Consider the following 12,222-nt stretch of genomic DNA (forward strand, 5'->3'; position numbering starts at 1 on the left):
AAACATGAAAAATGTATTGGGACGTGAAATACCAGATAGAATAAAAGGTTTTAATGAAATTAAGTTATACAAAGGTGAATTTGCTTATATCCCTTCACAAATGAACATTCCTCGTAAAATTCGTTTCAATATTCCTCAGGCAAATAAAATTTTGTCATCTATTGATGAAGCAATTGAAAAAACCGGATTGAAAGATGGTATGACTATTTCGTTTCACCATCATTTACGAAATGGTGATTTCATTATGAAAATGGTTGTTGAACGCATTGCGTCAAAAGGTATTAAAGATATAACTATTGCATCGAGCTCCTTATCTCCATGCCAAGATTTTTTGATTGAATATATTAAAAATGGAACGATTACGGCGTTGGAAACTAGTGGATTACGTGGTGAATTGGGGAAATTTCTTAGTGCTCATCCGACAGCACTGAAAAAACCGGTTATCATCAGATCTCATGGTGGACGTGCCCGTGCTATTGAAACTGGCGAACTTCATATTGATGTAGCTTTTATGGGAGTACCGACTTGTGATTATCGTGGTAACTGTACGGGAAGAATAGGTAAGTCTGCATTTGGTTCGATGGGGTATGTCATGATTGATACCGCATATGCAGATAACGTTGTTGTAATTACGGATAATCTTGTGAAAGAATCGGTATTTCCATATAGTGTGCCTCAATCTTGTGTCGATTATATTGTTGTAGTTGATGCAATTGGCGATCCTAAGGGAATTGCTTCTGGAGTCATTCGTGTTACAAAGAACCCGACTCAATTAATCTTAGCTAAGTATGCGGTTGAACTGATGGAAAAAAGTGGTTATTTAAAAAATGGCTTTTCGATGCAAATGGGAGGGGGAGGTGCTTCGTTAGCTGCTTGCCAATATGTACGAGAAAAAATGGAAGATAAAGAAATTAAAGGTAGTTTTGGTGTTGGCGGTATTACAGGTATTTTTGCAGACATGTTAAAAAATGGTTTATTTGAAGCTGCATACGATGCGCAGACGTTTGATATTCCAGCTATTCACTCTTTAGCTGTTAATCCGCGTCATATGGAAATGTCTGCTTCTATGTACGCAAATCCTTGGAATTCCAGCCCGATTGTAAATTATTTAGACGTTGTATTCCTTTCGGCAACTGAAGTTGATCTCGACTTTAACGTTAATGCTATTACGGATTCCAACGGCATATGTATGGGAGCATCCGGGGGACACAGCGATGCAGCAGCTGGTGCTAAATTGACCATCATTATGTGTCCGTTGATTCGGGGACGGCTCCCGATGATCCGGGATCATGTCCAAACGGTGGTGACGCCGGGGGACAGCATTGATGCCATCGTGACGGACCGCGGGATTGCGATCAATCCGAAACGGAAAGATCTGTTGGAACGCTTACAGCATACGCAGCTGCCGCTTAAGACTATACAGGAACTGCAGGAGATGGCGTATGGGTTCGTCGGGAAACCTGACAAAATCGAAGTTTCTCAAGATGATCAGGATATCGTCGCGGTGGTGGAATACCGGGATGGCAGTATCCTCGATGTCATCCGCAAACCGATACTGGATTAGTTTGAAAAAATATCCTGAAAGATATAAATTTATAGTTTGGAACAGCAGGATTATTTTGAATAAGGAATAATTCTGCTGTTTTTTAGCTGATATTTTCGATGATACCATGAATTTAAAAACTGAAAAGATATTAATAGACGCTTTATTCAAAACCACTATTTTTATGTCAATAATATAATACATAATACAAGGAGGAATATTGAATGCAAAAAATTCATTCGGTGTTAGTCGCAAACCGAGGAGAAATTGCGATTCGTATTTTTCGGGCATGTAATGAATTGGGTATTCGTACCATTGCCATTTATTCGAAAGAAGATTCGTTGTCCACCCATCGATTTCGTGCGGATGAATCGTATTTGGTGGGCGAAGGGAAAAAGCCGGTCGATGCCTATCTGGATATTGAAGACGTGATCCGGATTGCAAAGGAACATCATGCGGACGCGATCCATCCCGGCTACGGCTTCCTGGCGGAAAATGCCGAGCTGGCCAAACGCTGCCAAGAGGAAGGCATCATCTTTATCGGACCGAAGGTGGAGCATCTGGTGATGTTTGGCGATAAGGTCAACGCCCGCATCCAGGCGAAGCGGGCGGGAATCCGGTACATTCCCGGCAGTGACGGACCGGTACAGGATTTTGCCGAGGTCGAACAGTTTGCCAAAGACTATGGCTTCCCGATTATGCTGAAGGCTGTCAACGGCGGGGGCGGCCGCGGGATGCGCATGGTGGACAAGGCCTTCGACCTGAAGGAGGCGTATGACCGGGCCAAATCGGAAGCCAGGCTCGCCTTTGGCAGTGATGAAATCTATATCGAAAAATGTCTTGTGCACCCCAAGCATGTCGAAGTGCAGATTATCGGGGATGAGCACGGCCACGTGGTCCACTTGTTTGAACGGGACTGTTCCGTACAGCGGCGGCATCAGAAGGTGGTTGAAATCGCACCGGCGTTTTCGCTTCCTGTTTCCGTACGGCAGAGCCTCTGCAATGCGGCGCTGCAGATCATGAACAATGTGAAGTATGTCAACGCCGGTACAGTGGAATTCCTGGTTACGCCGGATCATAATTTCTATTTTATCGAAGTCAATCCGCGGGTACAGGTAGAACACACCGTGACGGAAATGATCACGGGGATCGATATCGTGCAGACGCAGATCAAGGTCGCGGAAGGATATGCACTGGACAGTGAAGAAATCGGTATCCCGTCGCAGGATGCGGTCCAGTGCCGCGGCAATGCGATCCAGTGCCGTATTACGACGGAAGATCCGATGAATAACTTCATGCCGGATTCCGGCAAATTGATGGTATACCGCAGCGGCGGTGGATTCGGCGTCCGGCTGGACAGCGGCAATGCGTATACCGGTGCTGTGATCACGCCGTACTATGATTCACTGCTCGTCAAAGCTACTACGTGGGGGTTAAGCCACCATATCGCTGTACAGAAGATGATCCGCGAATTGAAGGAATTCCGTATCCGCGGGGTCAAGACGAATATCGGATTCCTGATTAATGTGCTGCAGCATCCGCAGTTTGTATCTGGTGAATATAATGTAGAATTTATTGATGATAATCCGGGCTTGTTTAACCTGCCGGTTGTTCACGACAGGGGCACCAAGCTGCTGAAATATATTGGGAATACGACGATTAATGGATATACAGCCGGAGGACCGGTGGCAAAGCCTGACTTTGAACCGCTGGAAATGCCGGACAAAGCTGCCGATGATTATCCCAAGGGAAGCAAGCAGATTTTTGATTCCATGGGACCGGAAAAATTCTCTCGATGGATACTGGATCAAAAGAAAGTATTATTGACGGATACGACTATGCGTGATGCGCATCAATCGCTGTTTGCGACGCGTGTTCGTACTATTGACATGCTGCGTGTATTGGAAACGGCATCCAAGAGACAGCCAAACATGTTTTCGTATGAATGCTGGGGCGGGGCAACATTTGACGTAGCCTACCGCTTCCTGCATGAAGACCCGTGGGACCGGCTGCGCCAGATGCGGGAAAAAGCACCGAATATTCTGCTGCAGATGCTGATCCGCGGCGCTAATGCCGTCGGGTATACCAGCTATGCCGATAATGTCGTGAAACAGTTTGTAGAACTGTCTGCCAAGAACGGGATTGACATCTTCCGTATTTTTGACAGTTTGAACAGTCTGGACAACATGTACGGCGCTATTCAGGCAGTTCGGGAAAACGGAAAGATTGCCGAAGTCGCACTTTGTTATACCGGCGATATTCTGAACCCGGCCCGGCCGAAATATAACTTGCAGTACTATGTCACGATGGCAAAGGAATTGCAGAAGGCCGGTGCGAACATTATCGCAATCAAGGATATGGCGGGATTGCTGAAACCGGAAGCGGCCTATCAACTGGTGACGGCATTGAAAGATGCGGTCGATCTGCCGATCCATCTCCATACGCATGAAGGTGCGGGCAATGCGATATACTCGCTGGCACGAGCTATCGACGCGGGCGTGGATATCGTGGATGTGGCATATTCTGCGTTTGCCAACGGGACCAGCCAGCCGAGCATGAACAGCCTATACTATGCGTTAAGCGGTAAAGAGCGGCAGCCACAGCTGGATGTCGAAGCGATGGAAGCCATGTCGCGGTATTGGGTGACTGTCCGTCCGTATTATCGTGGAGTAGACAAGGCGGATCCGTATCCGAATACAGAAGTATATATGCATGAAATGCCGGGCGGCCAATTTTCCAACCTGCGCCAGCAGGCTAAAGCAGTGGGCCTCGGTGCACAGTGGAATGATGTCAAAAAAATGTATCATCGCGTGAATATGCTGTTCGGCGATATTATCAAAGTAACACCGTCGTCCAAGGTGGTGGGAGACATGACGCTGTTCATGATTCAGAATAACCTGACGGAAGAGGACATCTTCCAGAAGGGCGATGTGCTGGATTTCCCGCAGTCCGTGGTGGAATTCTTCGAAGGGCGGATCGGGATTCCGTATCAGGGTTTCCCGGCAGCATTGCAGAAGATTGTGCTAAAGGGAAAAGAACCGCTGAAAGACCGGCCGGGGAAGAACCTGGCGCCCGTGGACTTTGCAGCGGTGCGAACGCAGCTGCAGGATGCGGGGTACCTGCATGACGATGAAGCAGTCAATGCGTACTGCCAGTATCCGAAGGTATTTCAGGATTATAATGAATTCATCCAGAAATACGGGGATGTGAGCGTACTGGATACGCCGACGTTCTTCTTCGGGATGAAGAAGAACGAAGAAATCCGGGTGGAAATTGAACCGGGGAAGGATCTAATCATCAAACTGATGAACATCAGCGATCCGGATGACAGCGGGATGCGGACCATCACATTCATGTTCAATGGCGCGGAAAGGGAAATCCAGATAATGGACAAGCAGATAGACATGCAGCATGTCTCACGCAAGAAGGCGGACCCGGATAAGGCTGGAGATATCGGAGCCACCTTGTCCGGCTCAGTAGTGAAGGTACTGGTATCCCAAGGAGAGGCTGTCAAGAAGGGGGCCCCGCTGGTCGTGACGGAAGCGATGAAGATGGAAACGACGATTACCTCACCGATTGACGGGACAGTCGGAACCATCTATGCATCAAAAGGCATGCCGATATTAAGCGGCGATTGTTTGCTGGAAATAAAGGAATAACAAGATAAATCGTATAAAATATTATATGTTATATATTGCTATATTTCCTGTTATTTTTGGAACAGTTAAGATTACATGGGAAGTTAAAAATATACAATTGCCTACTGATACTATTAATCTAGTTAATAAAATTGAAAATTTGACGTTTCAAGTAGCAAACAGTTTAACAAAAGATGAAATTTATAAATTATTAGAAGTATATAATAAGACATACGCTGCGATGTATAAATTTTACGAGATGTAATGGTATAATTTAGCACTGTAGATACATAGTTTAATTGTGTTCACCATTAATGGAGCAGAAACTGTTTTGTATGCGGGGAATGAATTGTTTATTCCGAAAGGGACTGTGAAAGGTGGTAGATGCAAGGTTGGGACTAGGTCTATTCATGCATTTGGTGGTAGACGTATTGTTTATTTAAACAAAAAATTGTAATTTTAGTAAACAGGAACAGGGTATTTTACAATAAACGAGTCACACAACGGCCTAGGTAGTTGTGTGACTCGTTTAGAAATATGGATTTTAGAGCAGGTTGTTCTCCTGAAATATCTTTTTAGCAATGAATACTGCATTGAGTACCCGTGGAAAACCAGTATAAGGGATGCATTGCAAGAATGTCTCGATGATTTTCTGCGGTGAGATGCCGACATGAAGTGAGGCGTTGATATGTACTTCAAGTTGTGGTTCACAGCCGCCGGCGGTAAGTAAGCTGGTGATGGTGATGAGCTCACGCTCTTGTAAATTTAGGAGTGGTCTCGTGTAGATGTCACCAAAAGCAAATTCAACAATGAATTTGCCGAGGTCTGGAGAAATATCCTCTAGTGACTTGATGATAGCCTCGCCACCAGCGCCATCGATTTTCTCTAGCTGTTCTGAACCTTTAGTAAAACGTGTTTCTTCCATTTGTAATGTCCTCCTTTGAAGTTTATAATCAAACTATACAGCTTAAACCTTGGTTTAAAGCAAGCATTATTTTGAGGTGAATTTATGCATATTAAGAAAATGGTGGAGGAAACAGGGTTAGCGGCATCAACGCTACGTTACTATGAGAAAAAAGAACTTTTGCGTGTAGCAAGGGATGGCAACGGCTATAGGGATTATGATGCAAAGGATATCGCTTGGGTGCAGTTCCTGGAACGGCTAAAGGATACCGGAATGCCACTTAAAGATATACAGCGATATGCTATGCTTCGTTATGAAGGTGATGCAACGATGTCTGAGAGATTGGTAATGCTGGAAACGCATCGAGAGTATGTCGTTGAGCAGCAGAATAAGTGGCATGATTGCCGTGAGCATCTTGAGAAGAAAATAAAGTATTATCAGTCGGGTATTGAAAAGAATGGCAACCAGCAAGTTGAAGAATGAGCTTGCTGGCTGCTTGCTTTATGGCGAGTGACGATAAGATGTTGTTATACTCTGGTGTGTGGTCGATTTGGATGTTTTGTGAATTATTTGAGATTGACATAGGTTGGATGTATATCGATTTTAAGATGGTTAAGGGGGGCGGAGTATGTCAAATATTGCTTTTGATTTTCTCTCAGAATGGGCAAAAAAGAGTGCATACTATGGATGCGGTTCAACCCATGAAATGGTATGAATTATTCAAATATAGGAATGTAATTGCAATATGTATTGGTTTTTTCACATTAAATTACTCTATTTATTTTTTTGTCACATGGTTTCCCATGTATTTGGTGCAAGAGCGAGGCTTATCATTTGCGGCAATGGGATGGATGGCTATGCTGCCGCCCTTGACGGGGATTTTATCAGAGTGGTTCGGTGGCTGGTTGCTTGACTACACATATAAACGAACGAAATCATTGGACATAGCAAGAAAAACAAATTTGGTAGGTGGAATGATATTAGCAACAACTATTGCGTTTGCTGGCTTGTCTTCTAGTAATACCATATTAATGGTGTTATTGTGTATTTCATATGCAGGCTTATCTTTTGCCGGGAGTGCTATTTGGTGTTTGCCAGGAGATATAGCGCCTCAAAATATGACTTCTGTCTTGGGAGGAATACAAAACTGCATTGCAAATTTTGGTGGTATTTTAGGTCCTATTATTACAGGTTTTATTATTTCTTCTACCGGTTCGTTTATTCCTGCATTAGGGGTATCGGGAGCGCTTTGTGTAGTGGGAGCTTTTATGTATTTGTTTGTATTAAAAGATATCAAGCCTATTGAGGTATAAAATATTTATTAAGTAATTTTTGAATAATGTTAATATATTATTCACTAATCACTATATTTTATAAGAAAGAGAAAGGTGAATAACAATGGATTGTAAATATTTTTGCCCGATTCTGACCTCTGTCAATATTGACGGAACTGTAAACTATGAAGACATGCATACGTTTTATGATCAAATTTTAGGCGCTGGCATTGATGGTATTTTGGTTGGCGGCAGCGCCGGCGAATTTTATGCCTTTACGTATGATGAAATCAAGGAGATGATTGCAGATGCTGTAAAATACATTGCTGGCCGGGGATTTGTTTTAGCTGGTACGGGCCATATGGCAAAGTCCGAAACGATCAGCTTGTCCAATGCGGTGATTGATGCCGGTGCTGATGCCGTTATTATTGTCGGACCATATTACAGTGCCTGTACGCAGGAAAATGTGTTCCAGTATTATGATGATGTGATGGGACAAATTCATGGTAATATTTTCCTTTACAATTTTGCAGACCGCACGGGGTATGACGTTTCAGGAGAAACGATATTGCGCCTGCTGGCAAAGCATACGAATTTTATCGGCGTAAAGGATACGCATCCCGTACTGCGTCATACGCAGCGGTATATTCAGGAAATCAAAGGTCAATATCCGGATTTTATGGTATTCACCGGATATGATAATAACTGTATTCCCTCCGTTATTTCCGGCGGCAATGGCTGCATTGGCGCCTTGTCCAATGTATATCCGGATATGTGTCACAGTGCGGCCGAGGCACTGCGTAATGAAGATCTGGTGGCTATCCGTAAGATTCAGCGGCAGATAGATAAGCGCATGAAATTTTATGAAGCGTATCCGACCTTCAATCCGGTCATGAAATGGGCTTTAAAGGAAATGGGGTGGCCTATGCAGGAAAACTGCAAGGTACCGCTGTCCTCATTGACTGCCGAAGAAAAGAAACATCTGGATGCTGTGGCAAATGAACTGTGGCGTACAAAATAAACAATATATGAAGAACTCCCGAGCGTGCAACTTCGAGAGTTCTTTTTTTGCATGGAATTGATTTATAAAAGGGAGCAATCCCAAATTTTGTGTAAACCTTCGTGTGGTGTAAAATAAAATTACATCGTACGGAGATTTTTATTATGGTAAAAAGAAAACGCAGTCTAGAAGAAATGGAACATCGTACCAAAATTCGTGAATTGTTGCAAATGAGCAACATTATCAGTATGGACGATATCCAAAATTTATTCAAAGATACGATTGCTGAATTTATGGAAAATGGATTAGATGCTGAACTGGATGATGAATTAGGGTATAGCAAATATGACTACAAAAATAAGGATACAAGCAACAGTCGCAATGGGAATAGCCCCTGAAAAAGAATCAAACCAGTATCAGCCACGACGTAGAAGAAAAGATTATATCGATGTATGCTAAGGGCATGACAACTCGTGATATGGAAGCACATATTCAGGATATGTATGGATTAGAGGTATCGGATACCACCATCAGCCGTATTACGGATAAAATACTTCCCGTTGCCAAAGAATGGCAACAACGGCCATTGGAAAATCTGTATGCCGTTGTATTTTTGGATGCGATTCATTACCATGTCTGCAGTGAAGGACAAATCATCAAGAAAGCCGTGTATATTGCCATTGGTGTATTTTGCAGATCAGATACCGGATTGATTGACAGGGGCATGCCCTTATTGTTATATTGAAAACGAGTCAACGATATCGCCGCTGACTCGTACGTTCTTACTATTTTGCACCGCTATATGGAGAATTTGGCGCGCCCTCTCACTAACATCATCTCCTCCTAAAAGAGATGAATTGCAATAGAAGTTGGCTGTTATTATTACCACGGAACAGTATGACCAAGATAATCCAAATATTCTAATCCAGCATGTCCTTGCTTTTTTAAAAGAACATTTACTAAACTTGGAACACTTTCTTCAATACTAAGGCGTGCATTTGGCCCCCCAAGTTCCGTACGAACCCAGCCAGGAGCCATCAGCACCATCGCACGTGAAGATTTAGGCTCGCGGGCGGCATAACTCCTCATAAATTGGTTTAAAGCGGCCTTGCTTCCACGATAGACTTCACGCATTCCTGTGATATTGTTGGCAACGCTCCCTTGACCTGATGACATTATACCGATTAAGCCAGTTGTTGAAACAATATCCTGAAAGGACTCAACCACTCGCATTGGGCTCAATGCATTTGTGACCATAACATGAATGAACTCATCGGTCGTCACCTCTCCGACCATTGCCATTTCGTTGCTGTTCGTGGTTCCAGCATTAACAAACAGTATATCAAATGTTCTGTCAGACAAACGTTCCCTTAATGCTATCACCTGATCCTGCTTGCAAATATCCAGCGTTTCTACTTCCAATTGCCCTTGAAATTTGTTCGAAAGAGCAATCAGCTTTGTACGATCTGATTCTGCTCGCGTCGTACCTATCACATTCCAACCTTTTTTTAGAAATTCCTCCGTCATAGCAAGGCCTAAACCACGTGAAGCCGCCACGAGGAGAATCGCAGGTTTCTTTTGATTTAAAACAGTTGATGTCATTGCATTCAACCTCCTTTATTTTGTTTTAAGTATAATTGTTAATTAAGTATACCATTGCAATTTTATTGTGAAAATTCTCAAACGTCTATATTTCTTGCCTAATAGTCCAAAACAACTTATAATGAACATAAACTGTGATCATACTATTGGAGGTTTTATGACAGACTTACGATATAAATTAGCAAAAATAATCACTCTTGCTGTTCCGGGCGATGGTGTACATAAGATGCCTGTTCCCAATACTTATTGCGTAAAATTCTCACATTTGGATTGCCGCTGGCAACGTTGGCATGCATCCTTATGTGTCGTAGCCCAAGGGTGTACTGAAATTATGTTAGATAGTGAAGTTTATCGATATGATGGAGCTTATTATATTGCCACTCCCGTTGAGTTACCTGTTTCTAGTCGTCTTTTTGCGGTCACACCAGCGCAACCGTTTCTATGTATTAAAGTAATTTTTGATTCAATAACTTTAAACGAAATTGCAGCTCAAATTGAAAAAGATTTTCCAAATGAAACTGGAAAACCTCAGCATGCAATGTTTATTGGAGAAGCGAGCGATAAAATGCTTGATGCTGCAATTCGGTTAGGGAAGCTTTTTCAAGTTCCCGAAGATGCTCCCATATTAGGGCCTTTAGTTACCAAAGAAATGTTTTATTATCTTTTAAAAGGACCAGATGGATCCGCAATTCGGCAATTTGTTCGATCTGGAAGTAAAATGTATAAAGTATCTCAGGTAATCTATATGCTAAGAACCAAACTCAGTGAGGAGATGGATATATCTTACTTAGCAAAAACTGCAAATATGAGCCGTTCTGCCTTTTTTAAAGCATTTAAAGAAGCAACTGCCATGAGTCCGATTCAATATCAAAAGCGTCTTCGTCTGATGGAAGCAAGACGCCTTATGATAATAGAAGGTGAAACAGCCGAGAGTTCAGCATTTAGGGTTGGATACAATAGTGCATCACAATTTAGCCGAGAGTACTCGCGTATGTTTGGTAATTCGCCATTAAGAGACGTTATGTTAATCAAAAAGGCGGGTGATATCCGTCAATTATTTTGAGAGTTTTCACAATACTATACATTTATCTTCACGATAAAGATAGTTAAAATATAATACGTAAAATATAGACTAAAAACAATTGATATAGTACGAAATAAATTTTGTCAGAGTACTTGTCTATGAATTTCAAAAGTGGGGTGAAGCTAGTAGGTGAAACGCCTATTTCGCGTACTAGTATTATCTGTCTATCAAAACATACGTTGAGGCAGTGGCCTTGTTCGCAAGGAGCTGAAAGTGACGCAGGGAGCAACTGGCACTACCCATGTCAGGGTTGCCCAAGAACGCAAGCCATAGGCGCAGCGCGATTGGTAGCAACCTACGACCGAGTGCGTATGTTTGATGTCTAGGATTGGAAAGTAAAAACGCTGGAAAGTGTAGTAAATAAGCGGTTCTCACAATTTTGATATTAAAAATGAGAAACAGAAAATCAGAGTTTCATCATTCCATAGGAACATATCGACGAAAGCTGTTTTTTGATAGTTTAAACGGTGGATTGGATAAAGGGCTCATGAGTGTATAAGTTGGATGTTTTGTGGAAAAATGGCTTTGCGAGTGAGCAGGTTGGATGTTAACCGTCAATTTAGGAAGGACTGTATGACTAGAAAATTATCTGATATGAATTTAGAAGAATTATGGCAATTATTTCCTATACGTTTGGAAGAACATAATGAATGCTGGGAAACTTGGTATAAAGAGGAGCTTGCCATACTTCAAGCTATATTGCCGTCTAATGCGATTAAAAGGATTAGTCACATTGGAAGTACTTCAATCAATACGATATGGGCAAAGCCTACTGTTGATATCCTTATCGAAGTGATTAATGAATATGATTTGCAATACATAGCAAATATTTTGGTTAACAAGGGATACCTTTGCATGAATAAAAGTGAAAACAGGATTTCTTTAAACAAAGGATACACGATAAATGGGTTTGCAGAAAAAGTATATCATTTGCATATAAGCTATGAAGGCGATAATGCTGAGCTTTATTTTAGGGATTATCTTATTGAGAATGTAAGCATTGCAAAAAAATATGAAAAATTAAAACTTGAGTTGTGGAAAAAATATGAATATAATCGGGATGCGTATACAGATGCGAAAACAGATTTCATTGTAAAATATACGGAACAAGCCGAAGCGTTATATAAGAATAGATATCGCTGAGTGGTGATATCGGTAATATTAAAAAAGGGTTTGA

General features: G+C 42.3%; 11 protein-coding genes. 9 read left to right on the forward strand and 2 right to left on the reverse strand.

Features of this window, described 5'->3' with window-relative positions:
• Nucleotides 1–4 precede the first annotated feature (4 nt).
• Together citF and NXG62_RS01965 are read left to right on the forward strand one after the other, a co-directional pair.
• Nucleotides 5–1,564, forward strand: a complete 1,560-nt coding sequence (gene citF, locus NXG62_RS01960) for a citrate lyase subunit alpha (RefSeq protein ID WP_427113350.1) — start codon at nucleotides 5–7, stop codon at nucleotides 1,562–1,564.
• Nucleotides 1,565–1,767: 203 nt separating this feature from the next.
• A complete protein-coding gene (locus NXG62_RS01965) occupies nucleotides 1,768–5,202 on the forward strand; it encodes a pyruvate carboxylase (RefSeq protein WP_427113351.1) in 3,435 nt (1,144 codons plus the stop codon).
• A 523-nt stretch (nucleotides 5,203–5,725) separates the two neighbouring features.
• On the opposite strand, the gene NXG62_RS01970 is transcribed toward NXG62_RS01965, so the two are convergent.
• Entirely contained in the window at nucleotides 5,726–6,106 is a 381-nt protein-coding gene (locus tag NXG62_RS01970) for a carboxymuconolactone decarboxylase family protein (protein WP_427113352.1), read from the reverse strand.
• 84 nt (nucleotides 6,107–6,190) lie between these two features.
• Here NXG62_RS01970 and NXG62_RS01975 point away from each other — a divergent pair, with 84 nt between their 5' ends.
• The 5 genes from NXG62_RS01975 to NXG62_RS01995 all read left to right on the forward strand — a co-directional run bounded on the left by NXG62_RS01975 (nucleotide 6,191) and on the right by NXG62_RS01995 (nucleotide 9,104).
• Entirely contained in the window at nucleotides 6,191–6,568 is a 378-nt protein-coding gene (locus tag NXG62_RS01975) for a MerR family transcriptional regulator (protein ID WP_427113353.1), read from the forward strand.
• Nucleotides 6,565–7,398 (forward strand): MFS transporter, encoded by an 834-nt coding sequence (locus tag NXG62_RS01980; protein WP_427113354.1) that lies wholly within the window; start codon nucleotides 6,565–6,567, stop codon nucleotides 7,396–7,398. Before NXG62_RS01975 ends, NXG62_RS01980 begins: the two co-directional genes overlap by 4 nt.
• A gap of 85 nt (nucleotides 7,399–7,483) precedes the next feature.
• Nucleotides 7,484–8,380: a dihydrodipicolinate synthase family protein gene (locus NXG62_RS01985; protein WP_427113355.1), complete on the forward strand. Its 897-nt coding sequence runs from the start codon at nucleotides 7,484–7,486 to the stop codon at nucleotides 8,378–8,380.
• A gap of 143 nt (nucleotides 8,381–8,523) precedes the next feature.
• On the forward strand, nucleotides 8,524–8,757 hold the full coding sequence (locus NXG62_RS01990) for a transposase (RefSeq protein WP_427113356.1): 234 nt from the start codon (nucleotides 8,524–8,526) through the stop codon (nucleotides 8,755–8,757).
• Nucleotides 8,758–8,774: 17 nt separating this feature from the next.
• On the forward strand, nucleotides 8,775–9,104 hold the full coding sequence (locus NXG62_RS01995; RefSeq protein ID WP_427114301.1) for a transposase: 330 nt from the start codon (nucleotides 8,775–8,777) through the stop codon (nucleotides 9,102–9,104).
• A 137-nt stretch (nucleotides 9,105–9,241) separates the two neighbouring features.
• Here the strand turns inward: NXG62_RS01995 and NXG62_RS02000 are convergent, their stop codons facing one another.
• Nucleotides 9,242–9,961, reverse strand: a complete 720-nt coding sequence (locus NXG62_RS02000; protein WP_427113357.1) for an SDR family NAD(P)-dependent oxidoreductase — start codon at nucleotides 9,959–9,961, stop codon at nucleotides 9,242–9,244.
• Between the two features lie 157 nt (nucleotides 9,962–10,118).
• On the opposite strand from NXG62_RS02000, the gene NXG62_RS02005 reads away from it, so the two are divergent.
• Both NXG62_RS02005 and NXG62_RS02010 read left to right on the forward strand, forming a co-directional pair.
• Nucleotides 10,119–11,024 carry an AraC family transcriptional regulator gene (locus NXG62_RS02005; RefSeq protein ID WP_427113358.1) on the forward strand — a complete coding sequence of 302 codons (906 nt, stop codon included), beginning with the start codon at nucleotides 10,119–10,121 and terminating at the stop codon, nucleotides 11,022–11,024.
• Nucleotides 11,025–11,618: 594 nt separating this feature from the next.
• Nucleotides 11,619–12,188 carry a GrpB family protein gene (locus NXG62_RS02010; protein WP_427113359.1) on the forward strand — a complete coding sequence of 190 codons (570 nt, stop codon included), beginning with the start codon at nucleotides 11,619–11,621 and terminating at the stop codon, nucleotides 12,186–12,188.
• The last annotated feature ends 34 nt before the right edge of the window (nucleotides 12,189–12,222 follow it).

Source organism: Megasphaera sueciensis, from assembly GCF_050219315.1.
GTDB lineage: Bacteria > Bacillota > Negativicutes > Veillonellales > Megasphaeraceae > Megasphaera_A > Megasphaera_A sueciensis.